This is a genomic window from Candidatus Thioglobus sp. NP1 (assembly GCF_003326015.1).
Taxonomy (GTDB): Bacteria; Pseudomonadota; Gammaproteobacteria; order PS1; family Pseudothioglobaceae; genus Pseudothioglobus; species Pseudothioglobus singularis_A.
Map to the genome: position 1 here is coordinate 34,388 of NZ_CP023860.1, position 25,245 is coordinate 59,632.

27 protein-coding genes and 2 tRNA genes are annotated in these 25,245 nt (G+C 35.5%); 12 read left to right on the forward strand and 17 right to left on the reverse strand.

What is annotated here, in order from left to right; genetic code table 11:
• Positions 1-2: 2 nt before the first annotated feature.
• The 3 genes from pgsA to CRN91_RS00240 all read left to right on the forward strand — a co-directional run bounded on the left by pgsA (position 3) and on the right by CRN91_RS00240 (position 844).
• Positions 3-617 carry a CDP-diacylglycerol--glycerol-3-phosphate 3-phosphatidyltransferase gene (gene pgsA, locus CRN91_RS00230; protein WP_254424982.1) on the forward strand — a complete coding sequence of 205 codons (615 nt, stop codon included), beginning with the start codon at positions 3-5 and terminating at the stop codon, positions 615-617.
• 28 nt (positions 618-645) lie between these two features.
• Positions 646-721, forward strand: a tRNA-Gly gene (locus tag CRN91_RS00235).
• A gap of 49 nt (positions 722-770) precedes the next feature.
• A tRNA-Cys gene (locus tag CRN91_RS00240) sits at positions 771-844 on the forward strand.
• 49 nt (positions 845-893) lie between these two features.
• On the opposite strand, the gene CRN91_RS00245 is transcribed toward CRN91_RS00240, so the two are convergent.
• The 3 genes from CRN91_RS00245 to CRN91_RS00255 all read right to left on the reverse strand — a co-directional run bounded on the left by CRN91_RS00245 (position 894) and on the right by CRN91_RS00255 (position 3,720).
• Positions 894-2,627, reverse strand: a complete 1,734-nt coding sequence (locus CRN91_RS00245) for a SulP family inorganic anion transporter (protein WP_114114461.1) — start codon at positions 2,625-2,627, stop codon at positions 894-896.
• 108 nt (positions 2,628-2,735) lie between these two features.
• Positions 2,736-3,053, reverse strand: a complete 318-nt coding sequence (locus tag CRN91_RS00250; protein ID WP_114114462.1) for a branched-chain amino acid transporter permease — start codon at positions 3,051-3,053, stop codon at positions 2,736-2,738.
• On the reverse strand, positions 3,046-3,720 hold the full coding sequence (locus CRN91_RS00255; RefSeq protein WP_114116032.1) for an AzlC family ABC transporter permease: 675 nt from the start codon (positions 3,718-3,720) through the stop codon (positions 3,046-3,048). Before CRN91_RS00255 ends, CRN91_RS00250 begins: the two co-directional genes overlap by 8 nt.
• Positions 3,721-3,962: 242 nt before the next feature.
• On the opposite strand from CRN91_RS00255, the gene sat reads away from it, so the two are divergent.
• The 6 genes from sat to CRN91_RS00285 all read left to right on the forward strand — a co-directional run bounded on the left by sat (position 3,963) and on the right by CRN91_RS00285 (position 9,466).
• Positions 3,963-5,168: a sulfate adenylyltransferase gene (sat, locus tag CRN91_RS00260; RefSeq protein ID WP_114114463.1), complete on the forward strand. Its 1,206-nt coding sequence runs from the start codon at positions 3,963-3,965 to the stop codon at positions 5,166-5,168.
• Positions 5,169-5,358: 190 nt separating this feature from the next.
• On the forward strand, positions 5,359-6,153 hold the full coding sequence (locus CRN91_RS00265) for an adenylyl-sulfate reductase (RefSeq protein ID WP_114114464.1): 795 nt from the start codon (positions 5,359-5,361) through the stop codon (positions 6,151-6,153).
• A gap of 23 nt (positions 6,154-6,176) precedes the next feature.
• The gene (gene aprB, locus CRN91_RS00270) at positions 6,177-6,647 is read left to right on the forward strand and encodes an adenylyl-sulfate reductase subunit beta (protein WP_114114465.1); all 471 of its coding nucleotides are present in this window, start codon (positions 6,177-6,179) and stop codon (positions 6,645-6,647) included.
• Positions 6,647-8,482, forward strand: coding sequence for an adenylyl-sulfate reductase subunit alpha (aprA, locus tag CRN91_RS00275; protein ID WP_114114466.1), 1,836 nt, complete (start codon positions 6,647-6,649; stop codon positions 8,480-8,482). Before aprB ends, aprA begins: the two co-directional genes overlap by 1 nt.
• Positions 8,483-8,584: 102 nt before the next feature.
• A complete protein-coding gene (locus CRN91_RS00280) occupies positions 8,585-8,935 on the forward strand; it encodes a hypothetical protein (protein ID WP_114114467.1) in 351 nt (116 codons plus the stop codon).
• Positions 8,936-8,995: 60 nt separating this feature from the next.
• On the forward strand, positions 8,996-9,466 hold the full coding sequence (locus CRN91_RS00285; protein WP_114114468.1) for an FKBP-type peptidyl-prolyl cis-trans isomerase: 471 nt from the start codon (positions 8,996-8,998) through the stop codon (positions 9,464-9,466).
• A 12-nt stretch (positions 9,467-9,478) separates the two neighbouring features.
• On the opposite strand, the gene CRN91_RS00290 is transcribed toward CRN91_RS00285, so the two are convergent.
• From CRN91_RS00290 to efp, 7 genes are all read right to left on the reverse strand, one after another.
• On the reverse strand, positions 9,479-9,967 hold the full coding sequence (locus tag CRN91_RS00290; RefSeq protein WP_114114469.1) for a metallophosphoesterase family protein: 489 nt from the start codon (positions 9,965-9,967) through the stop codon (positions 9,479-9,481).
• Complete coding sequence (locus tag CRN91_RS00295) at positions 9,967-11,163, reverse strand: argininosuccinate synthase (protein WP_114114470.1); 1,197 nt, start codon at positions 11,161-11,163, stop codon at positions 9,967-9,969. The genes CRN91_RS00290 and CRN91_RS00295 overlap by 1 nt, the downstream gene beginning before the upstream one ends.
• Complete coding sequence (locus CRN91_RS00300) at positions 11,163-11,555, reverse strand: DUF2914 domain-containing protein (RefSeq protein ID WP_114114471.1); 393 nt, start codon at positions 11,553-11,555, stop codon at positions 11,163-11,165. Before CRN91_RS00300 ends, CRN91_RS00295 begins: the two co-directional genes overlap by 1 nt.
• A complete protein-coding gene (locus CRN91_RS00305) occupies positions 11,556-11,957 on the reverse strand; it encodes a YcgN family cysteine cluster protein (RefSeq protein WP_254424943.1) in 402 nt (133 codons plus the stop codon). It abuts the gene before it with no gap.
• Positions 11,958-12,055: 98 nt separating this feature from the next.
• Positions 12,056-12,661, reverse strand: a complete 606-nt coding sequence (locus CRN91_RS00310; protein WP_168177001.1) for an NAD(P)H-dependent oxidoreductase — start codon at positions 12,659-12,661, stop codon at positions 12,056-12,058.
• Positions 12,662-12,775: 114 nt separating this feature from the next.
• Positions 12,776-13,666 (reverse strand): EF-P lysine aminoacylase EpmA, encoded by an 891-nt coding sequence (epmA, locus tag CRN91_RS00315; RefSeq protein ID WP_114114474.1) that lies wholly within the window; start codon positions 13,664-13,666, stop codon positions 12,776-12,778.
• A gap of 12 nt (positions 13,667-13,678) precedes the next feature.
• Positions 13,679-14,239: an elongation factor P gene (gene efp, locus CRN91_RS00320; RefSeq protein WP_114114475.1), complete on the reverse strand. Its 561-nt coding sequence runs from the start codon at positions 14,237-14,239 to the stop codon at positions 13,679-13,681.
• Between the two features lie 142 nt (positions 14,240-14,381).
• Between efp and sucC the strand changes: the two genes are divergently transcribed.
• Genes sucC through CRN91_RS00335 form a run of 3 tightly spaced genes read left to right on the forward strand, consistent with a single transcriptional unit; the run spans position 14,382 to position 17,579 of the window.
• A complete protein-coding gene (gene sucC / locus CRN91_RS00325; protein WP_114114476.1) occupies positions 14,382-15,542 on the forward strand; it encodes an ADP-forming succinate--CoA ligase subunit beta in 1,161 nt (386 codons plus the stop codon).
• The gene (sucD, locus tag CRN91_RS00330) at positions 15,539-16,405 is read left to right on the forward strand and encodes a succinate--CoA ligase subunit alpha (RefSeq protein WP_114114477.1); all 867 of its coding nucleotides are present in this window, start codon (positions 15,539-15,541) and stop codon (positions 16,403-16,405) included. Before sucC ends, sucD begins: the two co-directional genes overlap by 4 nt.
• Before the next feature lie 28 nt (positions 16,406-16,433).
• On the forward strand, positions 16,434-17,579 hold the full coding sequence (locus CRN91_RS00335) for an MFS transporter (protein ID WP_114114478.1): 1,146 nt from the start codon (positions 16,434-16,436) through the stop codon (positions 17,577-17,579).
• On the opposite strand, the gene queA is transcribed toward CRN91_RS00335, so the two are convergent.
• From queA to ftsH, 7 genes are all read right to left on the reverse strand, one after another.
• A complete protein-coding gene (gene queA / locus CRN91_RS00340; RefSeq protein WP_114114479.1) occupies positions 17,576-18,589 on the reverse strand; it encodes a tRNA preQ1(34) S-adenosylmethionine ribosyltransferase-isomerase QueA in 1,014 nt (337 codons plus the stop codon). The two genes, CRN91_RS00335 and queA, sit on opposite strands and share 4 nt — an antisense overlap.
• A complete protein-coding gene (gene rsxB, locus CRN91_RS08725; protein WP_114114480.1) occupies positions 18,576-19,310 on the reverse strand; it encodes an electron transport complex subunit RsxB in 735 nt (244 codons plus the stop codon). Before rsxB ends, queA begins: the two co-directional genes overlap by 14 nt.
• A gap of 98 nt (positions 19,311-19,408) precedes the next feature.
• The gene (locus CRN91_RS00350; RefSeq protein WP_114114481.1) at positions 19,409-20,182 is read right to left on the reverse strand and encodes a ferredoxin--NADP reductase; all 774 of its coding nucleotides are present in this window, start codon (positions 20,180-20,182) and stop codon (positions 19,409-19,411) included.
• Positions 20,183-20,262: 80 nt separating this feature from the next.
• Entirely contained in the window at positions 20,263-21,000 is a 738-nt protein-coding gene (locus CRN91_RS00355) for a sulfite exporter TauE/SafE family protein (protein ID WP_114114482.1), read from the reverse strand.
• A 38-nt stretch (positions 21,001-21,038) separates the two neighbouring features.
• Positions 21,039-22,370, reverse strand: coding sequence for a phosphoglucosamine mutase (gene glmM, locus CRN91_RS00360; protein WP_114114483.1), 1,332 nt, complete (start codon positions 22,368-22,370; stop codon positions 21,039-21,041).
• Positions 22,371-22,375: 5 nt separating this feature from the next.
• Positions 22,376-23,182, reverse strand: a complete 807-nt coding sequence (gene folP / locus CRN91_RS00365; protein ID WP_114114484.1) for a dihydropteroate synthase — start codon at positions 23,180-23,182, stop codon at positions 22,376-22,378.
• A gap of 14 nt (positions 23,183-23,196) precedes the next feature.
• A complete protein-coding gene (gene ftsH / locus CRN91_RS00370; protein ID WP_114114485.1) occupies positions 23,197-25,122 on the reverse strand; it encodes an ATP-dependent zinc metalloprotease FtsH in 1,926 nt (641 codons plus the stop codon).
• Positions 25,123-25,245: the final 123 nt, after the last annotated feature.

Sequence of the window (25,245 nt, forward strand, 5' to 3'; positions counted from 1 at the left end):
ATATTATGATGACTCTACCTAATTTAATTACTTTATCTAGAATTGGTTTAATCCCTATTTTTGTAGGATTATTCTACCTTCAACCTGGCTACTTAGAAGGGGCGCCCTTGTCCTTAATTAATCAAGGCACTCCATTGCCATGGATTAATAACATTTTAGTTTTAATTTTTTTTATAATCAGTGCTACAGACTTCCTTGATGGTTTTTTAGCAAGAAAACTTAATCAAGTTTCAGATCTTGGTGCTTTTTTAGATCCTGTTGCAGATAAACTTTTAGTCTGTGTTGCCCTAATTCTACTCACAGATTATTATCACTCTTGGTTCATTACAATTCCTGCAATTATAATTATTTCAAGAGAAATTCTAATTTCTGCTCTAAGGGAATGGATGAGTGAAATAGGTAAAAGAGCAAACGTTGCTGTATCTTGGATTGGTAAATCCAAAACCATGATGCAGATGGTTGCTATATTGTTTCTTTTGTTGCAGCAACCACTACTATTTTTCTCTTATAATCAGATTAATATTACTGGAAAAGTTCTTTTATTTACTGCTACGATTCTTACCCTTTGGTCAGGTGTAAAATATTTATCTGCAGGTTTAAAAACATTTGACAGCTAGAAAAAAAACACTATAATTTCAGCCTTGTGCGGGAATAGCTCAGCTGGTAGAGCATCACGTTGCCAACGTGAATGTCGCGAGTTCGAATCTCGTTTCCCGCTCCATATTCAGAAAGTTTAAATAAGCCAGATTATTAAGGTTTTTGAAGCTTATGGCTGGGTAGCAAAGCGGTTATGCAGGGGCCTGCAAAGCCTTATAGACCGGTTCGACTCCGGTCCCAGCCTCCAAATAATAAAAAGCTCGATTAAATCGAGCTTTTTTTATTTATATTCAAATTCAAAGGCACTCTTTAAATACTAATGCTTGGCAAGTTTGGCACTTGCTTCTATCCAGTCGATCATATAGAGTATGAATCGCCTCTTCTTTTGAGTTGAAAAAATTTTCTTGACCTAACTCATTAATAAAATTCACTTTTTGCATAAAGTCAAAAGTAAAAGTATTTAAATCAACAAAATATAAACCTCCATTTAAGGCCTTTAAGCGTCTATTTTCAATCAAAAGACCCTCAATACCAGCAAGATCTATAAAGTTAACTCCACTTGCAACAATTAAAATATGATTAATTTTTTGGTTATCTACAATTCGACTAATTTGTTTTTGAATATGATTTATTGATCCAAAATAAATGGACATATCTATACGAATTATTTTAAGTTGAGGACACTGGGTTAAAGGTGTTTTTCTTATTGATTGTAATTTCCTTATCTCTTCACCAGGCTCATTAGCAAATGCCAAGGTATGAACATCTGGGGTTGAGGTCTTTGCTATGAAAAGCATTAATGATAGCAAGACTCCTAGATAAATAGCAAACTCAAGTTCGAATAATAATGTCGCAAGGAAAGTTGCACTAAAAATAACACTTTCAGACTTACTATATCTAAATGTTTTTTTAATACTTTGAAAATCAATCAAATTGTATGCTACGAGCAAAATAATACCAGCCATTGCCGCTAATGGAAGATATGAAAAGAGTGGCGCCACAAGAAGGACAATCAGCATGAGAAAGAGTGCTGCTAAAATAGCTGATAACGGTGTCCTTGCTCCAGAGGAGTAGTTAACTCCTGTTCTAGTAAAAGATCCAGATGATGCATAACTTGAGAGGAAACTTCCAATAATATTAGAAGCTCCTTGGCCAATAAATTCTTGGTTAGCATTAATTCTTTGATTAGATTTTGTTGCAATTGATCTGCCGATCGATGATGCCTCTATGAGTCCTAAAAGAGCAATTGCAAAAGCCTCAGGGGCAAGCGCCTTCAATGAACTCAATGAAAAGTCAGGAGTGGATAGAGGTGGGAAGTAAGCTGGCATTACTCCAACAGTTTTAATACTATCTGTGAAATCACCCAAATAGAAGGCTAGAATACCACCCACGAACATTCCAATCATAAGGTTTGGCCACTTAGGTCTTATAATTTTTACAAAAATTGCACTAAGTAAAGTTCCAAGACCAACTATTAGAAGAAAAATATTAAATTCTGCAACTCCTGAAAATAGTGCAGCCCATGTATTTATAAAATCTTCACCTCTTGAAATTTCTATCCCCAAAATATATGGGATTTGGCTACTTGCAATAAGCAGAGCTGCTCCAGCAGTAAAACCAATAACCACATTGTGAGATACGAAGTTTATTAGGAGCCCAAATTTTGCCAGTCCAAAAACTAATTGATAGACTCCAGCTAAAAATGTTAATGTTAATGCTAATGCAACAAATTCATCGCTTCCAGGAATAGCGTACTTACTTACAGCTGCGAAAACAACAATTGAAATTGCAGTTGTAGGGCCAGAAACTAAATGAAAAGATGAGCCAAATAATCCTGCAACTATAGGAACAACCATTGCAGTATAAAGCCCATATTCTGGAGGCATACCTGCAATCGTTGCAAAAGCCACACTTTGAGGAAGCACAATTATTGCACCGGTCAAACCTGCAAAAAAATCAGCCTTTATTGTTTCTAATGTGGTTAATCTAAACCAGATTATAAAAGGGAAAATTTTGACCAGTTGATTCATAAGAAATAAGTTACTTGAATAGTAGACTAATAAAGGGTTGTAGATTATATAGTAAATCCATTAATTTACTGTGGCTATAGGGAATTCAGTCTAAAGAAAAGACTTAAGCTAAATTTGTACAAGACTCATATAGATAATAGTTCCTGTCAAAATACTAAGTAACGCATTTCTTTTATAGAAATGAAGGGTGCTAGTTGCAAGAAGGGCTATTATAGTATTAGCTCCATCGAAGGAGAAATAGTTAACTTCTCGAAGCATATAAAAAACTAGTATTGTTAAAACCATAGGTGGTATTTTTTTCGCAATAAATTTAAGTACTGGAGTCTCTGCTCCACTTGCAAAAAAAATAAAAGGCGTAAGTCTTGAAATATAGGTTGCAATTGTCATCACAAGAAAAACTAAAAGCAGATAATTACTATCAATCATTTTCTTCAACCTTGATTAATCTTAAAAGTAACATAACTATGATTGATAAAATAATTGCTACCAATAGCATATGTTGACTAAAAAATATGAAGGCCATGAAAGCTGAGAATAAAGCAATAATAAATGGTAATGGCTTTCTAACTTTTAACCATTGTTCAATTAATAAAACTACAAATAGAGCGGTAGCTGCAAACTCCATACCTTCAGTATTAAAAGTTAAAAAATCGCCCATCAAAGCTCCAATAGAACAACCAAGAACCCAGTAAATTTGAGAGAATAGGGTTATTAGTAAGTAATATTGTTCAGTATTAAAATTTTTTGGAACTTTTATAGTCGTCATCAAAGAAAAGGTTTCATCTGTTAAGCCAAAAATTAAATATAACTTCCTAGCATTCCAATTACCAAAACTTTTAAGGAAAGATAGGCCGTAGAATAAATGTCTTGAGTTCAGAAAAAATGTTGATATGGCAATTTCTATTAAACCAATACCTGCACTTATTAAACCAATTGCCATAAACTGTGCAGCCCCAGCGTAAACAAAAATACCCATTAAAGTTGAGTAATACCATGGATATCCAAGTTCTTGAAATAAAAGTCCAAATGCAATTCCAAGTGGCAAAAAACCAAAAAAAATTGGAAGAGTTATTTTTAATGCTGATGAAATCATTTTTGTAATTATAACTTGAGCCTTATCCAAATGTTTAATTTCAATTAATTAAGAATATGCCCAGTTCAAAAAAAAATAGATATATATTAATTCATGTATACTTTTCATTACTTTTAAAAGTATTTTTTTTAAATTAAATATTGCTTATTTAATTAATTATCTCTATGAAAAAATCACGATAACTAATAAAGGCTACTAAAAAAAATCTATAAAATTAAACACAGGATAACTTAAACATTACTATGACTAATCTAGTGCCTCCCCATGGAAGTAAACATCTTAAAACTCTAACTATAGAAGGAAAAGAGTTAGAAGCTGAAAAGTTTAAAGCAGATTCACTACCAAAAGTGTATTGTTCATCACGAGAGTTTGGTGATGTCATTATGCTTGGGATTGGTGGCTTTACTCCACTAGATGGCTTTATGAACAAAGATGACTGGCAGAGTGTATGTGACAATATGGTTATGACTAATGGTATTTTTTGGCCAATTCCAATAACACTCTCATCAGATGATGAAGCTATAAATGTTGATGATGAAATATCAATTGTTTATGAAAAAAATAATGAGATTATAGCAACAATGGTTATTTCTGAAAAATATACTATTGACAAAATACATGAATGCAATAAAGTTTTCAAAACAACTGACACTGAACATCCAGGAGTTGCTTTGGTAATGGCTCAAGGTAAATATAATCTTGCAGGAAAGATTAAAGTTTTTACTAATGGAGGCTTTCCTAGCAAATATGGTGATCTATATATGACACCTTCTGAAACAAGAGCTTACTTTGATGAAAAAGGTTGGTCCTCTATAGCAGCATTCCAGACTCGAAATCCAATGCATCGCTCTCATGAGTATCTCGCGAAAATTGCAATTGAAATTTGTGATGGTGTGATGATTCATTCTACATTAGGTGAGTTAAAACCAGGTGATATTCCAGCTGAAGTTCGTTCAAAAGCTATTTCAGCATTATTAGAAAATTACTTTGTTGATAATACAGTATTGCAATCTGGCTACCCCTTAGATATGCGTTATGCAGGGCCAAGAGAGGCATTATTACATGCACTATTTAGACAAAATTATGGTTGCTCACATTTAATTGTTGGTAGAGATCATGCAGGAGTTGGTGACTTTTATGGACCATTTGATGCACATAATATTTTTGATGAAATTCAAAATGGATTAATAACTCAGCCACTTAAAATTGACTGGACATTTTGGTGTAATAAATGTGCTGGAATGTCTAGCATGAAAACTTGCCCGCACGGTCATGAAGATAGATTGTTATTATCAGGTTCAAAATTACGACAGCTATTAAGTGAAGACCTTGATGTGCCAGATAATTTTTCAAGACCAGAAGTATTAGAAATTCTTCGTCAATATTATGCTGGGCTCAAAGACGATGAAAAAATCAAAGTTGAAGTTAAGGGCCATTCAGCTAAATAATTGTTTTATGCGTATGAAACTTATTAAAATTAGTAATAAACAATTCTGGTCTATGAGTTATGAGTTTTCTGGTTCCATAAATATCAATACTGTTAGTTACTTATATTCTACAATTTCAATCTCGGAAAAAGTAGTGAATTTAGAATATGAAAGCTATTCATAATGCAACTAAAAAAAGGATAAATTTAATATGATTTCTATAAACCCATTTACTGAAATATCGGCCTTCATCCCAGCTATTGTTATGCAAGTATATGTAGTCGCAATGTTTCTATTAGTAATAGGTGCAACTCTATTTGATGTTGTTCATAAGAAAAGTGCTAAATATTTTTTTAATAATTCAGTTAAAGCTAAAAAATCTGCCACTCGAAATGTAGGTTCTAGTGAAAAAGCATCAATTGCTTTTAAAACTGCAACTAATGAAGTCTTAACTTCGTCTGAATTTTGTAGCACCAGAAGACGCTTAGCTCATCTTCTCACAATGTATGGTTTTTTAATATTTGTAACTGCTACAGTAGTTATGATTTTTTTATATCCAGCCACAAGTTCAATCACACCCTCAGTATGGCCACTAGCGTGGCATTTAGGAGCTGCTATGCTTGCTGTGGGTGGTTACTGGTTCTGGTTTTTTATTCGAGTCGATGTAGCAGCTGAAGGAAATAAATGGTATAAAGTTATGCGGGCTGATTTATTTGTCCTTTCGCTTCTTGCAATGTCTACTTTCGCTTTAATTTGGTCATTCTTTCAATCGAATGGTGTTGTGGTTTGGCAAACTTTATTCTTTGGTCTTTTTATTGGTTCTAGCACTGTTCTATTTGGTGGAGTCCTATGGTCAAAGTTCGCTCACATGTTTTATAAGCCTGCAGCAGCTTTTCAAAAGCGTGTTACTAAGGCTGATGGATCAAGAGAAAATCTTCCTGAGCCCGCTGACTTACCAGAGCAATTTGGTCTTGGAATTAAACGCGAAGCCCCTCATCACTATTAAATTAATTATTCGGAGATAAACTTATGCCAACTTTTGTATACATGACTAGATGCGACGGCTGTGGACACTGTGTAGATATTTGTCCATCAGATATTATGCACATCGACAAGACTATTCGACGTGCAGTAAATATAGAGCCAAACTTTTGCTGGGAGTGTTATTCATGTGTGAAAGCATGCCCTCAAAATGCAATTGATGTAAGAGGTTATGCTGACTTTGCTCCAATGGGACACAGCGTGAGGGTTCTTCGTGAAGAGGAAAAAGGATCTATATCTTGGAAAATTAAATTTAGAGATGGTCGTGAGAAAAACTTTGTATCTCCAATTACAACAAAACCATGGGGAGAGAATATTCCGAAACTTGCAGATATGGAAGTTCCAGATCAAGCAGCGCTTGATTCTCAACTACTATGCTTTGAACCTGATGCTCTTAATATTGAAACAGGTCTACCAGTCATTAATAAAGACAAACTGAAAGAGGGAGTCTACTACTAATGGGTAAAAGAAAAACAGTCTGGGAAGATTGCGACATTTTAGTTATTGGTGGAGGAATGGCTGGAACTGGTGCTTCTTATGAAGCGAGGTACTGGGGCCGTGATATGAGAATTATTTGTGCAGAAAAAGCAAACATTGATCGAAGTGGTGCAGTTGCTCAAGGATTGTATGCAATTAACTGCTATATGGGAATGCAGTGGGATGAAAACCAACCTGAAGACCATGTTCGATATGCGCGAAATGACTTAATGGGATTAGTCCGTGAAGACCTCGCTTTTGATATGGCTCGACATGTTGACTCTGCTGTACATAAGTTTGAAGAATGGGGACTACCCATTATGAGGAATGAAGAGAATGGACGTTACCAGCGTGAAGGTAAATGGCAAATAATGATTCATGGAGAAAGCTATAAGCCTATTGTTGCAGAAGCAGCTCGTAAATCAGTAGATAAAATATATAACCGAATCATGATTACACATCTTTTAATGGATGAAGCTAAGGAAAATAGAGTTGGTGGAGCAGTTGGCTTTAATTGCCGTACTGGTGATTACCATGTTTTTCGTGCAAAAGCAGTAATTGTAGGAGCAGGTGGTGCCTCTCATATCTTCAAGCCTCGTTCAGTAGGTGAAGGAATGGGAAGAACTTGGTATGCTCCATGGAGTAGTGGTTCAGCCTATGCGCTTCCAATTCAGGTAGGTGCCAAAATGACACAGATGGAAAACCGAATTGTGTTAACGAGATTTAAAGATGGCTATGGGCCAGTTGGTGCCTATTTTCTCCATCTTAAAACATACACTCAAAATACTTACGGTGAAGAGTACGAATCTAAATGGTATGAACATACTAAAGCCATGGTTGGTGAATATATTGATCACACGCCAACGCCTACATGTTTACGAAATCATGCGTTTATAGAGGAAGTTAAAGCTGGTAGAGGTCCAATTCATATGGTTACTATGGAAGCCTTTCAAGATCCGCACCTTGAAGTAATTGGGTGGGAAAACTTCTTAGGAATGACAGTTGGTCAAGCTGTTGTTTGGGCTTCTCAAAATATTGATCCTAAATATACTAATCCTGAACTAACTACATCTGAACCTTACGTAATGGGATCTCATGCTACCTGCTCTGGTGCATGGGTTAGTGGTCCTGAAGATATTTCTCCACCTGAGTACTTCTGGGGATACAATCGAATGCTAACTGTTGAAGGCCTCTTTGGTGCTGGTGATACTGTTGGTGGAACTGCTCATAAATTTTCCTCAGGCTCTTTTACTGAAGGGAGGATAGCCGCAAAAGCAGCTGTTAAATATATCCAAGATATGGGTGATGATAAGATTCAAGTTAGTAATAAACAATGTGATGATCTGAAAGAGATTATTTATAAACCATTAGAAAACTATACAGTGGGTCGTAATGAAATTACTGCTGGAACAGTATCACCAAGTTATATATTGCCTATTCAAGGACTTCAACGTCTTGAAAAAATAATGGATGAATATTGTGGTGGTATTGGTGTTAACTATATGACAAATGGAAACCTACTTAAAAAGTGTATTGAACTATTAGAAATATTGCAAGAAGATCTTGAGCATATTGGTGCTGAAGACCTTCATCAGCTAATGCGTGGATGGGAATTAAGGCATCGTACAATTACTTCAGAATGTGTTGCACAGCATACATTATTTCGGGAAGAAACACGCTGGCCAGGATACTACTATAGAGGAGATCACATGAAACTAGATGATGAGAATTGGCATTGTTTAACTGTTTCTAGACGTGATCCAAAAACTGCTAAATGGACTTTGGAAAAAGCGCCTCTTTATCATATAGTTGATTAGTCAAATTTAAAGTTTTTAGAACTGGGTCTCAATTTGTAACCCCAACAATAAAGCTATAGATTATTATAAAATCCAAACTTAAAAAACTACTAGGTGAACTAAATGAATCTTCTTGAGAAAACTAATGAAGAAATACTTGAAATTGCTGATCCCTTAATGGATGAGTTAGTTGCATCATCGAACAAGCGAGATTATCTAGGCTTTATTAAAAACTTTTCAAAAGAAATGTTGATGGGTGCAAATGAGATTGAAATGGGAAAGCAATGGACTAAAAATAAAATGTTATCAAGCTTATCTATTGAAAGAGAGTTCCTAGGCTGTCTTAGAAGAGGAGAATATGTTTCAGTCCTATATAAACAAACCAGCGATGAAGTTCCTGGAGAATTTTTAGGTCGACTTGTTCTTGGTATTCAAGACTCTGAAGTCAAAATATTTGGTGCAACTATTTTTTAACACCTCTATAAATTTGTTGAATATACATCTGTCTATTCAATTTATTAAACTAATAAACATATGAGTGAAATAATCTCCATAAACAAATTTGTTGAACTAACTTACCGAATTATAGATCAGTCTAATGGTGAAGTTATAGAGCAGGTTGAAGAGCCATTAGGTTATGTTCAGGGAGATAACTCATTATTATTTAATCAAGTAACCAAAGAGCTTGAAGGTAAATGTGTAGGTGATGAAGTAGAAATTTTACTAAAAGCAGAAGATGCATTTGGAAAAAAAGCTGATGAACTAATTTTTACTGACGATATTGATAATGTACCAATGGAGTATAGACACATAGGCGCTAACGTAACGATGCAGAATGATAAGGGTGGAACTAAAGATTTTGTTGTCTCAAATATTGAAAATGGCAAACTTACAATAGATGGAAATCATCCACTTGCGGGTAAAGATATCATTTTTTTTGTAGAGGTTCTATCGATTCGTGATGCAACAGCTGATGAGATTATTGAAGGTGGCTCGATAGACTAATTAGTTGTAAATTCAAGAAAAAATATCATCATAAACATGTGACTTAATGTTCCACTCATCTTGATTTTCAATTGTAAGTAGAAGACATCTTGCTCCACCATAATTTCTTACTGGGCCAGCAGATCCAGGATTTATAACCCAAGGCGATTGCTTGTCATCTATTACCTGCACATGAGTGTGGCCATAGACAATAGCTTTTGCCTCTGGATGTGTGGCCCTCAGTGAATCATGACTTGGCTCATAATGCCCATGCATATGGCCATGCTCAACAACAATCTTTCCACCAGGTAACTCTAGACTTTCAATATCACTAAGTGAGACTATATGCCCATCATTATTCCCTCTAACAGCAAGCATCCTTTGTCTGGGATTAATTTGTTCTAAAGAGTCCTCTTCCATTACATCACCAGCATGAATGACATAATCACAGTCATTCATAAGCTCTATAATTCTTGGATGAATTGTTCCATGGGTGTCTGAGAGAATACCAACCTTAATCACTATTGAAGTGACTTAAGTCTAAGTCGAAGCGCATTAAGTTTTATAAAACCTTCAGCATCTTTTTGATTATAGGCACCATCATCATCTTCAAAGGTTGCAATTTTTTCACTGAATAAGCTTTTATTAGATTTACGACCGACTATTGAAACATTACCTTTATAAAGCTTTACTCTCACAGTACCAGTAACATTTTCTTGAGAAGCATCAATAGCAGCTTGCATCATTTCACGTTCTGGAGCAAACCAAAAACCGTTATAAATAAGTTTTGCATATTTTGGCATTAGTTCATCTTTCAGGTGAGCAGCTTCACGATCTAAAGTCAAAGATTCAATTGCTCGATGAGCTTTCAACATGACCGTTCCTGCTGGCGTTTCATAACAACCTCGAGACTTCATACCAACAAAACGGTTTTCAACAATATCAAGCCTGCCAATACCATGAGCACCTGCAAGCTGATTAAGCTCTTCCATAATCTGCGCTGGCGACAATGAATTCCCATTAATTGCAGTAATATCGCCTTTTTCATAACTTAATTCTAAATATTCAGCATTATCAGGTGCTTCTTCTGGTGATACTGTCCATCGCCACATATCATCTTCAGGTTCTTTCCAAGGATCTTCTAAGAGATCACCTTCATAAGAAATATGGAGAAGATTAGCATCCATTGAATAAGGAGACTTTTTTGATTGTTTTTTATATTCAACCTCTATATTATGCTCTTTCGCATAACTCATTAAACTTTCACGAGAAGATAAATCCCATTCGCGCCAAGGAGCAATAATTTGAATATCAGCATTAATAGCATAGGCATTAAGTTCAAACCTAACCTGATCATTTCCTTTTCCAGTAGCGCCATGAGAAATCGCATCAGCACCAACTGCTTGAGCAATTTCAACGAGTCGCTTAGAGATAAGTGGCCTTGCAATAGATGTACCTAAAAGGTACTCCCCCTCATAAATAGCGTTAGCACGAAACATAGGAAAAACAAAATCCCTTGCAAATTCTTCTCGCAAATCTTCTATATAAATTTCCTTTATCCCCATTGCAACAGCTTTCAACCTTGCAGGTTCAACCTCTTCACCTTGTCCAATGTCTGCAGTAAAAGTAACAACTTCACAGTTATAAGTCTCTTGCAACCATTTAGCAATAATGCTAGTGTCTAATCCACCAGAGTAAGCTAAAACAACTTTATTCATTATTTCTCAATATAGTTAAATTCTTTTTCGTAAAGCAATTCACTGTTATCAGCAAAGACTTGAACCTTCCATTTTCCTAGCCAGGTATACCAAAGATTTTTTGATGACCAAACTCTCCAACGTGGCCCCTTAACATCAAATGAAATACTAGCCATAACTTTATCATTATAAATCCAGCGATGAATAACAGTTTGGCCTTGCAGATTTCGTAAATTTGTAAAAAAGTAGATTTTACCCAAAGAATTATCAAGTTCTTCAACAATATTAATAGGGGTCCTATCAATAACATCTATAGCAAACTCTGCATTTGAAATATTCTGATGAGGCCACTCATCTGCTAATCCATTAACTGATATTAAAAAACAAAATAATAGTACTACTATTTTTTTCATTTAATCCACCCAAGTTATAACATGTTCGAATAATTGATCATTTGAAACAACATCATCTCTATAAGTTCGGCCCCTCACAGAAATACCTGCTAAATGAACACTTTCCCTGTTACCACTAACCAAAGGGTGCCAGACAGGTAAATCTTTACCCTCATATATTAACCGATATGCACATGTACTAGGAAGCCAATTAAATTTTTCTCCCCAATTGGGCTTAATACTTAAACAGTCTGAAACAAAACTTTGACGATCTTCATAGTGAGGACAAGTACACTCTTCTTCATCTAAATAGTGACATGCAACATCTGTAAAATATATCTTTCCAGAGTCGTCATCTTCTAATTTATGAAGACAGCAGCGCCCACATCCATCGCAAAGCGACTCCCATTCTTCAGAACTCATCTGATGTAAGGTTTTAGATTTCCAGAAGGGTTTTTTTAATATTTTCAATTTGTTTTATAAAATGTAATTAACTGGGCTGCCTATTAATATTATTTTAATTATAGACTCCTTGCTAGTTTTCTAACAGCTTCCATATGATTGTCAAAAACATCCTTTTTCATATTAGGAAGAACGGAATAGAATCTAATATATTTTGTTTTTAAACCACCTAATTGAAACACAGATTTTTTAAGTCTTCTAAAAGGAATATTATCAAAAAATGAAAAGTTCCAATAACTCACCATAGGCCCTCCATAACTTATTGAAACAATACCTAGTTTACCTTTCATTGCTCCGGGGACTGGAAAACCATAATTTTTAAAATATTTACTATCAGCAAACACCGACCTATAAGAGAAAAACCATTTAGGATGAAGCACCCAATCTATCCAATTTTCTAGAATACTGTTAAGTCTTAAATTATGACATGCCCCAATCAAAAACATAACATCGCTTGATTCAAGTCTTTCTCTGTAGTCTAAAACGAGCTGTGGTGGGGGGTTAATATTCGTGTTATAGAATGGAAGTTGATTTTTTTCTTCAAACAAATTAACAAGATCTACTGCATGACCGCATTGTTTTGCCTCATCAATAAAAGTATCTCTGACTGCTGAATTAAAAGAATCACTTGTATTATGATGGCCGTAAGCAATAAATATTTTCAATCCAAACCTCCTATCCATTAATTTCAGGATTCATCTGATATAAAGTTCTAGCTTTCCAAATTATTTCTTTAAAGTCCTTTTTTAAATAATGCTTATATTAATTTTTAAAGGTAATTATAAGCCTGTTTGAGAAAATAATCTTTCTATTCCAATTGCTACTCCAGAGCAAAAAGGAAGCTCTTTTTCATTTAGCTCATTTAAAAATTGTTCGTCAATTAGAGGAATTTTTTTATTTAACTTTTCCCTTTTATTTAACTCATCATTAAATCTTAATCGATAACTCTCACTACTTTTTAACTCTTGATAGCCATTAGCTATCTCTATACCTTTAATATATATTTCGAAACGATGTGCAATAGGTCCATTAATTTGGGCTAGTGCCGACTGCTCTTTTGGATAATCATAAATAATACAAATAGGGATTTTTGCTATTTTAGGTTCAATTAAATGAACAAAAAGAAGTGTTTGAAGATCTTCAATCCATTGATAATCTGGATTTAAACCATGTGATTTTGCTATTAACCTTAGTCCATCAAAATCTGTATTCAATATATCTATTTCACTATATTTATTAAATACATCATTATATGAAAGCCTTACAATATCTTTTGAATGGCCAAGCTCAACTAAGAAATCTTCAATTTCATCAATTAATTGGTGCATCCCAAAACCAATTCGATAGTACTCGAGCATTGTAAATTCATTTGAGTTAAATCTACCATGTTCATTATCTCTAAATACTTTAGAGATTTGAAATATGTCGCCACTTCCTTTTAGAATGAGCCTTTTCATTTCTATTTCTGGTGAGGTGTGCAAGTAGCGTTTACTATTTTGATGAATATCTTCATTAATTTCCATACTGATACTATCTATATAGACATCACTCGTTGGTGTTAATAATAATGAGGGGGTTGAAACCTCAACTACTTTTCTTTTATAAAAGAAATCTCTTATAAGACAAATAAAATTTTGATATTTTAGAAGGCTAGTCTTAATTTCAGACATAGAAAAATGAAATTATGCCCTTCCTGAGTATTCATTAGTTCGAGTGTCCACCTTAACCTTATCACCAATGCTTACAAATAAAGGCACCTGAACAACTACACCAGTATTGAGAGTTGCTGGCTTACCTCCTGTTCCAGCAGTATCTCCTTTTAACCCAGGATCTGTATCAACAACCTCCAGAGTTACTTGAATTGGAGGGATTACTGAAATTGGATTATTATTCCATAAGGTAACAATACAATTATCCTGCTCAACTAAATAGTTTATTGCACTTCCCATTGACTCCTTACTTAAGTCAAATTGTTCAAATGAGTCTGGCTCCATAAAGTGCCATTTTTCACCGTCACTATATAAGTACTGCATTTCTAGCTCCATTACATCTGCGCCCTCAAGCGACTCTCCTGATTTAAAGGTTTTTTCTAGGCTTTTCCCAGTAATCAAATCTTTAAACTTAACGCGATTAAATGCCTGGCCTTTTCCTGGCTTCACAATTTCGTTATTCACAATTGAGCAAGGGTTTCCATCAAGCATGAGTTTTAGACCGTTCTTAAATTGACTCGTGTTGTAATTCATATTATTAAATCCTAAAAAATTCTTTGATTTGGTTTATTGTTTTCATCATATATTTAATATCTAAATAAAACTAATAAAGTCGTCAAACTAAGAATGATAAAATGTTTCCCCAGATATTTTAACCTTTATTTTTCAGCATTATATGAACATACATGAATACCAAGCAAAAGTACTATTTAAAAATTATGGTATTAACGTCCCAAATTTCAAAGTTATTTCAAACAGCAATGAAACTAAAAATGCCTGTGAAGAACTTGGAGGTTCTGTTTGGGTTGTTAAAGCCCAAGTTCATGCTGGTGGAAGAGGAAAAGGAGGTGGGGTAATAGTATGTCACACTATTGAAGATGCTATTAGTGCCAGTAAAAAATTACTAGGAAGTAATTTAATAACTCCTCAAACTGATTCAACTGGTCAGCCTATTAATAAAATTATTGTTGAAGCAGGACAAGAAATTTCTAAAGAACTTTACTTAGGGCTACTAGTAGATCGTGCCACAGAAAGCATAACTATTCTTGCATCTACAGAAGGTGGCATGGATATTGAAGAGGTTGCAACCAATTCTCCAGAAAAAATCATTAAACAAGCTATTAACCCCTTGGGCAAGTTAGAAATTAAAGAGTGTCATGAAGTGGCAGCTAAAATTGGATTAAGTCTATCATTATATGATCAATTTACATCAACTATGATTGGGCTCTATAACATCTTCACAGATAATGATGCTAACCTGATTGAAATTAATCCTCTAATTATTACTAGTAACAATAACATCATTGCTCTGGATGGAAAAATAGATTTTGATGATAATGCGCTCTACAGAAATGAGGAGATTTCTAGCCTAAGAGATATTGAACAAGAAGATAAAAAAGAAAGGAGTGCTAGTGAACATCAATTAAATTATATCTCCTTGGATGGTTCAGTTGGCTGCATGGTTAATGGCGCAGGACTTGCTATGGCGACAATGGACCTTATTGAATATCATGGTGGTTCACCAGCTAATTTTTTAGATGTAGGGGGTGGTACAACTTCTGAAAGAGTCGCAAAAGCTTTTGAGATAATTCAAAGTGGAAAAAATGTTAAAGCAATTCTTGTCAATATTTTTGGAGGCATAGTCCGCTGTGATCTTATTGCTAATGGCATTTTACAAGCAATAGAAAAGGTGGGTCTGACTCTACCAATTGTAGTAAGGCTTGAAGGAACAAATGCCCAAGAGGGACTTGAAATTTTAAACAAAAGTAATATTAATATTGTGACTGAGGCAGATCTTACAAAAGCTGCTAAAAAAATTGTGGAGATGGCAAAGTGAGCGTTCTTATAAACAATCAAACAAAGGTTATTTGTCAAGGTTTTACTGGAAAACAAGGAACATTTCATTCTGAACAATCAATTGCTTATGGAACAAATTTTGTTGGAGGAGTCACACCCGGTAAAGGTGGCCAAACTCATCTAAATAAAAAAGTTTTTAATACCGTTAACGAGGCTATGCAGGATACTGGTGCAAATGCCTCAATGATTTATGTTCCACCTAAGTTCGCCTTAGCTTCAATCATTGAAGCAATTGAAGCTGAAATGCCAGTAATTGCATGCATCACTGAGGGTATCCCAGTTCAAGATATGATCAAAATTAAGGCCATCTTAAAAGGCAGTAAATCTATACTAATAGGTCCTAATTGTCCTGGTGTCATTACTCCTGAAGAATGTAAGCTTGGCATTATGCCTGGTAATATTCATAAGACTGGAACAGTAGGAATTGTCTCACGATCTGGCACTTTAACTTATGAAGCAGTTCATCAAACTTCACTTGTTGGTCTTGGTCAAAGCACATGTATAGGAATTGGCGGCGATCCAATTCAAGGAATGAATTTTGTAGACTGTCTTGAATTATTTGAAAATGATAAAGACACTCACTCTATCGTAATGGTTGGAGAGATAGGTGGAAGTGCAGAAGAGGAAGCTGCTGAATATATTTCATCTAATGTAACTAAACCTGTGATTTCATACATTGCAGGCCTTACTGCACCTAAAGGAAAAAGAATGGGACATGCTGGAGCTGTAATAAGTGGAGGCAGTGGAGACGCTAAAAGTAAAATTAGGGCTATGGAGAATGCTGGTGTAAGTGTTTCTCCTACCCCAGCAATGATGGGTCAAACTTTACTTGAAATTTTATAATAATGCTGCATGAAACTAAACTGCTACAGTGAGAAAAATAAGAACTCCTAGATATGCTGTTTCAATAATTTTTGCTGTAAATGGCGCACTATTTGGAACATGGGCATCACGAATACCTGCAATAGCAAACATTCATGATCTCTCTCCTGCTTTATTAGGATTTTTAATTTTTTTAGCAGGAGCATCTGCTGTCATTGCATTTTCAATTTTTGGGAAGGCTGCAGATCGATATGGTGCCGCTTATGTTTCTAAACGGGCAACTATTCTTCTGATACCAATCTCCATTATCTTCATTGCTTATGCAAATTCATTTTTAGCTCTTACAATTGCGGTAATTTATTTTGGAGGAATCCATGGTGGTGTTGATGTTGCAATGAATGCCTGGGCTGCTGAAGTTGAACGTAAAAATGAAAGGCCATTAATGTCATCATTTCATGCAATGTGGAGTCTTGGAGCAGGAATTGGAGCCGGTTTAGGGGCATTACTGGCTTTCAATCAAATAGGGGTTCAAGGCCATTTTACAATCGTTTCAATATTAATTTTTCTCATAACACTGAGCATCTATAGTGTGCCTTTTAAATCTGAAACTAAAGAAAAAGATAAAAAAGCACCCTTCATCTCAATACCTCAGGGGTCTCTACTTACAGTTGCATTTATAACTTTTTTTGCTTCACTTGGAGAGGGGGCTGTCGCAGACTGGAGTGCAATTTTCCTTATAAGTGTTTTAAGTATTGGTGAGGGGAGTGCCGCATTAGGTTACACTTTTTTTTCGATTTGCATGTTTGCCATGAGGCTAATGGGTGATCGTATTTCCTTTAAGTTTGGACCATCCAAGACTGCGCAATATTCAGGTTTAGTTGCTCTAATAGGTTCAATAATATTATTAACATTTGAATCTCTTCTGCCTTTACTTATTGGCTTTAGTCTTATTGGATTGGGAATTGCAGTAATAATTCCCTTAGCTTTTTCTCGTGCAGGGAATGATAAAAATATGTCACAAGGAACTGCTATCGCAAGCATTGCAACATTGGGATATGGTGGGATGTTAATTGGTCCATTATTTGTTGGGTTTATTGCTGAAATAACCTCAATTAAGACTAGCTTTTTTATTCTACCAATACTAGCTTTATTAATTTTCCTCCTTTCAAAGAGCCTGTCAGTTAAATCACATTAATTTTTTTCTATTAGCATTGCATCACCATAACTAAAAAAACGATACCTTTCTTTAATAGCATATTGATATGTTTCTAGCATTTTTTCAAACCCAATAAAGGCACTTACAAGCATTAATAATGAAGATTTTGGTAGATGAAAGTTTGTAATTAATACATCAACTATTTGAAATTCAAATCCCGGATAGATAAAGATGTCAGTTTCACCTTTTTGGGATGAAAGATTACCCTTAAGGGCTACTGACTCAAGTGTTCGTAATGCAGTTGTGCCAACCGCGATTACTCTTCCTCCTTTAGATCTTGTTTTTGCTATTTGGTCAACAGTTTTTTGTGAAATCTCATAATACTCACTATGCATCTTATGGCTCTCAATGTTTTCAACCTTTACAGGTTGAAAAGTACCTGCCCCAACATGAAGGGTTACAAAGGTATGATCAATGCCTTTTTTCTTTAACTTTGATAACAATAACTCATCGAAATGAAGGCCGGCTGTAGGGGCCGCAACTGCACCATTTTTTTTTGCATAGACCGTCTGATAGCGCTTCGAATCTTCTTTTATATCTTCTCGATTAATGTATGGTGGTAAAGGTATATGTCCAACTTCATCAAGCACATTGAGTATAGCGTCTGAGACAAAATCAACTTTATAAATTCCATCATTTTTATCACATATTCTTAATTGAATATTATTTTCAAGAATTATAGAGCTGCCAATTTTTGGAGCCCTGCTTGCCTTTATCATGACTAGTGCTTCATGCTCATTAATTAAACGCTCTATTAAGAGCTCAACCTTACCTCCAGATTCTTTGTGGCCAAATAAACGAGCTGGTATTACCTTTGTATCATTAAGAACTAGTAGATCATTTGGCCTTAGAAAATCGCCTAATTTAGAAAAAGTCGAGTTGGTAAAGCCCTGCTTTGTGACCAATAAACGTGATTCCGTTCTTCTTTTACTAGGGTATTGAGCAATTAAGGACTTCGGTAAGTCAAAATCAAAATCACTTAACTTCATTTCCTACCTTGGAAGTCTTGATCCTTGACATTGCTGCATCAATCTTCTCCTTCTGATTTTTGTCTTTTGCCATTTTCTTTTTTAATGCAACCATCTTAGACTCAAGTAAATTAGCCCTTTCACGCTTATTTCGTTCTAAACGCATTTCACGAAACTTAAATCTATTCCTTGCATTTTCTCTTTGCTCTTGTTCTTGTATTTGCTTTTTATTTAACGACTCATAGTATTGAAGATAATTTATAAAAGGAGTTTTACTAGTTGGTTGAAGTTCAATCATCTCAATACAATCAACTGGGCAAACTGGGAGGCATAAATCACAGCCTGTACATTCTTTAGCAATTACCTGAGTCATTACCTTTGATGAACCTACAAATGCATCTACTGGGCATGCTTTAATACACAAAGTACAGCCAATACATGCGTTTTCATCAACTAAGGCAATTCTTTTTGGTTTGGTTTCGCCATGAGTTTCATCTAAAAGTATAGATTTAAAACCCATAAGCTCTGCTAAGGCATCTGCACCCTCTTGACCTCCTGGAGGACATTGATTTACTTTAGCATCCCCACTTGCTATTGCTTCAGCATATGGCCTACAACCTGGATAATCACACTGAGCGCACTGAGTTTGAGGCAATACAGCATCTATTTGATCAACTAATGGCCCACCATTGGACTTTGCTGCATAGCCTAAACCGGTAAGAATTAAAAAAGACTCATTCATATTCTTATTAATTTTAATCTAAATTAAGTTTATAGTCTTTATGCCTATAAAGAGATAGCTACTTAAGGAAAATTTTGAATCAAAAAAAAACCTACAAACTAGGATTCGACGAAAGCTCTCTCAATAACAAAGTGTCCAGGCTTTACATTTCGAGCCTCAATAAAACTTCTTGCTTCAAGCATATCAACTAGCTCCTTAAGCATACTTGGGCTTCCACAAATCATGAAACGATCGTCTTCTAAATTTGGATAGGGCTGATCTAAATCTAAAAATAATTTACCAGAACTCATAAGCGTTGTCAGTCTTCCATTATTTTTAAAAGGTTCGCGAGTTACTGTTGGATAGTAAACTAACTTTTCGCGAACTATTTCACCCATATATTCATCATTTGGTAAAACATTCTCGATGTAATCGGCATAAGCCAATTCAGAAATTTGGCGCACACCATGAGCCAAAATAACTCTGTCGAATTGATCATAAATTTCAGGATCTTTAATAATACTCATAAATGGTGCTAAACCAGTCCCAGTACAAAGTAGGTATAGATAGCGTCCAGGAAGCATATTATCAGGGATTAGGGTTCCCGTTGAGCGCTTACCAACAAGCACTTCATCACCTACTGCAAGGTTTTGTAGTTTAGAGGTGAGAGCACCGTCAGGCACCTTAATACTGAAGAACTCTAGTTCATTTTCATGGTTTGCACTGGTGATACTATAGGCACGCATAAGTGGCTTTCCATCTGAAGGGAGTCCAATCATAGTGAAGTGGCCATTTTTAAAACGATAGCCTGGATCACGTGTGGTGCGAAAGCTAAATAACGTATCATTCCAATGATGAACATGGGTAACTCGCTCAGTCATTAATGTCGACATACAAACCTTCCTTGATAACTAAATTGCATAATATTATCAATTAACAAATCTGACAAAATTATACTAGTAATCTTTAAAAACTAATTAAAAAAAACTTTAAGTAAGCCAACTATACAGACTAATATAAGAACGCTCCCCATCCAACGTTTGAATTTTGTATCATTTTGAATCATCCTATCATGAACTCTGAGGCCAATGAAATGCCCTAAAGCAGCTACTGGGATAAGCATTAAAGAGAATTGCCAATCTACAAATACACCAACTGCTAAGAAAGCTGCCATCTTGATTGAAACCAAGAAAAACCATAAAACAAACAAGGTATTTCTTAGTCTTTTTATATCCACATAGCTCATATAGACAGCAACTAATAGAACACCGCCCATTAAAGAGGTACCAGATAAATAACCACCAAAAAATAAAAGTATGTTATTTACCCAGCTCTTTTTTGAAATAAATTGTCTATTATTTATCCAAGTTAAGGCATATAAACTTGTTATTAAATAAACAATGACAGTCATAATATTTGGTGAAAGACTAATAAGACCTATCACACCAATTATTTTTGCAGGCAATATCCAGGGCAGCGATTTTTTCAAATATACCCAGTCCACTTCCTTTAATGAGTTCGAAAGAGTAATGCCAGAAAAAAACAGTAAGTGGATTCCAATTATTGGAAGCCAATCAATTGGGGAGCCACCAATAAGCATTAAAATTGGAAGCCCTAAAACAGCCCCACCAAAGCCAAGGCCAGTTCGAACAAATCCAATCCAAGTAAAAATAAAAGCAATTAATACTAATTCTAGAGACGTAAAAGTCATGCCATTCTCATGAAGTTATTTACTAGTCCAAAAAAAAATTATTTATTTTTAATTATTTCAGCTAAATAATTTGCACTTTCTCTAGCTAAATCAAGATTATCGCTTTCAACCATTACTCTGATAAGTGGCTCAGTGCCCGATTTTCTAATCAGAACTCGACCAGAATTCGATAGCTTTTTTTCAACGCTTTTTATAGCCTCATTTATTACTTTATTATCAATCGGATCTTGTTGAGTATTTGTTTTAATATTAATAAGTATTTGCGGAAACTTACTCATATTATTTTTTAAAGTATTTAGAGATTTTCCTGACTTAGCTATCACCTCTAATACTTGAAGTGCTGCAATAATAGCATCTCCAGAAGTTGATTTATTTAGGCAAATAATATGTCCTGAACCTTCACCTCCAAGAACAGCTTCATTTTGAATCAATTTTTCCATTACATATCTATCACCAACATTAGCCTCAATGAACTTAATATCTTGCTCTGCAAGTGCTTTACGAATTCCTAGATTAGTCATTTTGGTGCCCACAACTGTATTCGACTTTAGATACCCAGCTTTCTTCCATGAAGCGGCAATTATAGCAACCAGCTCATCACCATCAACCTCCTCACCCTTATGATCAACCATTATTAATCTGTCACCATCGCCGTCAAATGCAATACCAATATCAGCATTTTGATCCTTTACTTCTTGCTGAAGGTGTCTTGTATCAGTTGCTCCACAATCACGATTGATATTGTAGCCATCAGGGTTATTATTAATCATCAAGACTGATGCACCAAGCTCTGAGAATACATCCTCTGCAATATGATACGTCGCACCATTTGCGCAATCAATAATAATTTTAAGATTTGAGAGGTCACAATTTTTATCAAATGTTGATTTACAGAACTCTATATATCTTCCTAACGCCTGTCCATATCTCTTTGCTTTTCCAATAGAGGCAGAATCTACACTTAACATTGGGGTAGATAGCTTATCTTCTATTGCTTTTTGAACATCATCTCCAAACTTTACGCCCTTACTCGAGAAAAACTTAACGCCATTATCTTGGAACTGATTATGCGAAGCACTTATTACAACTCCAGCATCCGCTCCAAAAGCTTGAGTCAAATAGGCAATTGCTGGAGAAGGCATTGGACCTAACATTCCTACATTAACACCTGCTGATAAAAAGCCTGCCTCAAGGGCAGACTCAAATAAGTACCCAGATACTCGAGTATCTTTTCCTATGATAACACTAGCACTCCCACTTTCTCTCAAGACTGATCCAACCGCCCAACCAACCTTTAATATAAAGTCAGCTGTAATTGGCGCTTTACCAACCTCTCCTCTAATACCATCAGTTCCAAAAAAATTACTCAAAACAACTACCCCCTAAAGTTCTTAATTTGTTGCCATACTGTAAGTGCATCTTTTGTCTCTGCAACATCATGAACCCTTATGATATCAGCTCCATTTTCAACAGCAATAAGAGCTGCTGTAACACTTCCTATCATCCTTGAATCAACATCTTTATTGCCTAACAAGGAACCAATCATTGATTTTCTAGACAACCCAGCTAAAATTGAAACGCCAAACTCATGAAATTCGGACAGATTTTTTAACAAAGCTATATTATGACCTAAATTCTTTCCAAAACCAAACCCAGGATCAAGAGTAATTGCCCTAAGCTCCATTCCAGCTCGCTGACATTCATCAATCCTCTCTTGAAAAAAAACTTTGATGTCACTTACAACGTTTTCATATGAGGGATTATTTTGCATGGTTCTTGGCGTTCCTTGCATATGCATTAAGCAAACATCTGCACGTAATGAAACAGCCATTTCAACAGCACCTTCAGCACGAAGTGCATTAACATCATTAATGATACTAGCACCTGCTTCAAAGGCTTTCTGCATAACTTCTGGCTTTGATGTATCAATAGAGATTGGTACATTAATATTACCACTTAAGGCTTCAATAACTGGCATCACCCGCTTCAATTCATTTTCAACACTTACTTCGGGAGCACCTGGGCGGGTTGATTCACCACCAATATCAATAATACCAGCACCTTCTTCGACCATTATTTTTGCCTGTGCAATTGCACTAGAGGACTTAATAAACAAACCACCATCAGAGAAAGAGTCGGGTGTAACATTCAGCACACCCATGATGATTGGTTTATTGACCATCACCCTTCTAAAAGCTAAGCGAACTCGCCAGTACTTCCCTCAGGGTCTTGTTTTTCATCTGCAGATGGTTTAGAACTTGTAGCATCTCCTCGCCCAGTTCCAAGATCAGAGGAAACTTGATCAGAGTCTACAATATCAGCCGCTTCTCTAATAGGGACTCTTGCCATCAAATCATCTATTTGATTAGTATCAATAGTTTCATACTCAACAAGTGCAGCAGCCATTGCATCTAATATATCTCTATTTTCTTCAATGATCTTATAGGCTAATGAGTAATTTGTATCAATAATCTTGCGAATCTCACTATCAACCTTAGTAAAGGTCTCATCAGAAATATGCTTATGTTTTGTAACTTGGCGACCTAAAAAAACCTCACCTTCATCTTCACCATAAGCCATAGGACCCATAACTGTTGACATGCCCCAAAGCTTAACCATCTTATGAGCAATTTCAGTCGCTCGCTCAATATCGTTACTGGCTCCAGTTGTTACAGCATCTTCTCCGTAAACAACTTCCTCGGCAATACGACCACCAAAAAGTGAGGCTACTTGAGAATTAAGCTTGCGCTTAGAAATACTATAACTATCTTTTTCAGGTAGAAACATAGTTACACCTAAGGCTCTTCCTCTAGGAATAATACTGACTTTGTATACTGGGTCATGTTCTGGCATTAATCTTCCAACTATTGCATGACCAGCCTCATGGTATGCAGTCATTTCTTTTTCTGAGGCATCCATCACCATGCCTTTGCGCTCTGCACCCATCATAATCTTGTCTTTTGCTTTTTCAAATTCACGCATTCCAACTAGCTCTTTACTAAAGCGTGCTGCAATTAAAGCTGCCTCATTAGCCAGATTAGCTAAGTCTGCGCCAGAAAAACCTGGGGTTCCTCTTGCAATATCCATAGATTTAACATTTTTAGCAATTGGAAGTTTTCTCATATGTACTTTTAAGATAGCATCACGACCATTAATATCAGGTAAACCAACAGTAACCGTTCTATCAAATCTTCCTGGCCTTAGTAAAGCTGGGTCTAGAACATCAGGTCGATTAGTCGCTGCAACAACAATAATCCCTTCTGAACCTTCAAATCCATCCATTTCAACTAGCATTTGGTTTAGTGTTTGTTCACGCTCATCATGCCCACCACCCATTCCAGCTCCACGCTGGCGACCAACGGCATCAATCTCATCAATAAAAATAATACAAGGCGCATGTTTCTTGGCCTGTTCAAACATATCACGAACTCTCGAAGCACCTACTCCAACAAACATTTCAACGAAGTCTGATCCAGAGATGAAAAAGAACGGAACATCCGCTTCTCCAGCAACTGCTTTAGCTAATAAAGTTTTTCCAGTTCCAGGAGGTCCAACCATAAGAACACCTTTTGGAATTTTTCCACCGACCTTAGTAAATTTAGAAGGATCTGAAAGGAAGTCTACAAGCTCACCAACCTCTTCTTTAGCCTCGTCGACGCCAGCAACATCTTCAAATGTAACATGAGATTCATCTTTAGAGATTAATCTGGCTTTTGATTTTCCAAATGACATTGGATTCTTTCCGCCCATGGCACCACCAGCACCCTTCATAGTGTACAAAATAACACCAATTAAGAGCAGTATTGGAGCAAGTGAAATTATTAATTGCTTTACAAAACTCTCTTTAGCAGGGGGGGTTGCTTGGACAGAAACTCCATTATTAAGAAGATCTCCCATTAAACCTAGATCACCTGGACTATAAGTTTCAAATTTCTCGCCTAATGCAGTAACACCAGTAATATTACTACCAGCAATCTTAACGCTAGAAACATTGCCCTGTTTAACGTTTTGAATAAATTTTGAGTAACTTACCTCATTAGTTTCACTAGTTCCATTGAACTGCCCAAAAAGAGAAGCTAGAACGCTTCCTAAGACTAACCACAATAATATATTTTTATACATACTTTTAAATTTATCCTAAATTAGAAAGGTAAATATACCCTATAGATTTCTTATATATAGTGTTTGATAGCATTTTTCAAGGTTTAATGAAATTATTTTTATAATTATGACATAATGACTAGG

What these genes read in the sequence shown, in the direction of transcription:
- CRN91_RS00245 (WP_114114461.1), bottom strand. Translation starts at nt 2,627, where the DNA reads ATGAATCAACTGGTCAAAATTTTCCCTTTTATAATCTGGTTTAGATTA.
- CRN91_RS00250 (WP_114114462.1), bottom strand. Translation starts at nt 3,053, where the DNA reads ATGATTGATAGTAATTATCTGCTTTTAGTTTTTCTTGTGATGACAATT.
- CRN91_RS00255 (WP_114116032.1), bottom strand. Translation starts at nt 3,720, where the DNA reads ATGATTTCATCAGCATTAAAAATAACTCTTCCAATTTTTTTTGGTTTT.
- sat (WP_114114463.1), top strand. Translation starts at nt 3,963, where the DNA reads ATGACTAATCTAGTGCCTCCCCATGGAAGTAAACATCTTAAAACTCTA.
- CRN91_RS00265 (WP_114114464.1), top strand. Translation starts at nt 5,359, where the DNA reads ATGATTTCTATAAACCCATTTACTGAAATATCGGCCTTCATCCCAGCT.
- aprB (WP_114114465.1), top strand. Translation starts at nt 6,177, where the DNA reads ATGCCAACTTTTGTATACATGACTAGATGCGACGGCTGTGGACACTGT.
- aprA (WP_114114466.1), top strand. Translation starts at nt 6,647, where the DNA reads ATGGGTAAAAGAAAAACAGTCTGGGAAGATTGCGACATTTTAGTTATT.
- CRN91_RS00280 (WP_114114467.1), top strand. Translation starts at nt 8,585, where the DNA reads ATGAATCTTCTTGAGAAAACTAATGAAGAAATACTTGAAATTGCTGAT.
- CRN91_RS00285 (WP_114114468.1), top strand. Translation starts at nt 8,996, where the DNA reads ATGAGTGAAATAATCTCCATAAACAAATTTGTTGAACTAACTTACCGA.
- CRN91_RS00295 (WP_114114470.1), bottom strand. Translation starts at nt 11,163, where the DNA reads ATGAATAAAGTTGTTTTAGCTTACTCTGGTGGATTAGACACTAGCATT.
- CRN91_RS00300 (WP_114114471.1), bottom strand. Translation starts at nt 11,555, where the DNA reads ATGAAAAAAATAGTAGTACTATTATTTTGTTTTTTAATATCAGTTAAT.
- CRN91_RS00305 (WP_254424943.1), bottom strand. Translation starts at nt 11,957, where the DNA reads ATGAGTTCTGAAGAATGGGAGTCGCTTTGCGATGGATGTGGGCGCTGC.
- epmA (WP_114114474.1), bottom strand. Translation starts at nt 13,666, where the DNA reads ATGTCTGAAATTAAGACTAGCCTTCTAAAATATCAAAATTTTATTTGT.
- efp (WP_114114475.1), bottom strand. Translation starts at nt 14,239, where the DNA reads ATGAATTACAACACGAGTCAATTTAAGAACGGTCTAAAACTCATGCTT.
- sucC (WP_114114476.1), top strand. Translation starts at nt 14,382, where the DNA reads ATGAACATACATGAATACCAAGCAAAAGTACTATTTAAAAATTATGGT.
- queA (WP_114114479.1), bottom strand. Translation starts at nt 18,589, where the DNA reads ATGAAGTTAAGTGATTTTGATTTTGACTTACCGAAGTCCTTAATTGCT.
- rsxB (WP_114114480.1), bottom strand. Translation starts at nt 19,310, where the DNA reads ATGAATGAGTCTTTTTTAATTCTTACCGGTTTAGGCTATGCAGCAAAG.
- CRN91_RS00350 (WP_114114481.1), bottom strand. Translation starts at nt 20,182, where the DNA reads ATGTCGACATTAATGACTGAGCGAGTTACCCATGTTCATCATTGGAAT.
- CRN91_RS00355 (WP_114114482.1), bottom strand. Translation starts at nt 21,000, where the DNA reads ATGACTTTTACGTCTCTAGAATTAGTATTAATTGCTTTTATTTTTACT.
- folP (WP_114114484.1), bottom strand. Translation starts at nt 23,182, where the DNA reads ATGGTCAATAAACCAATCATCATGGGTGTGCTGAATGTTACACCCGAC.
- ftsH (WP_114114485.1), bottom strand. Translation starts at nt 25,122, where the DNA reads ATGTATAAAAATATATTATTGTGGTTAGTCTTAGGAAGCGTTCTAGCT.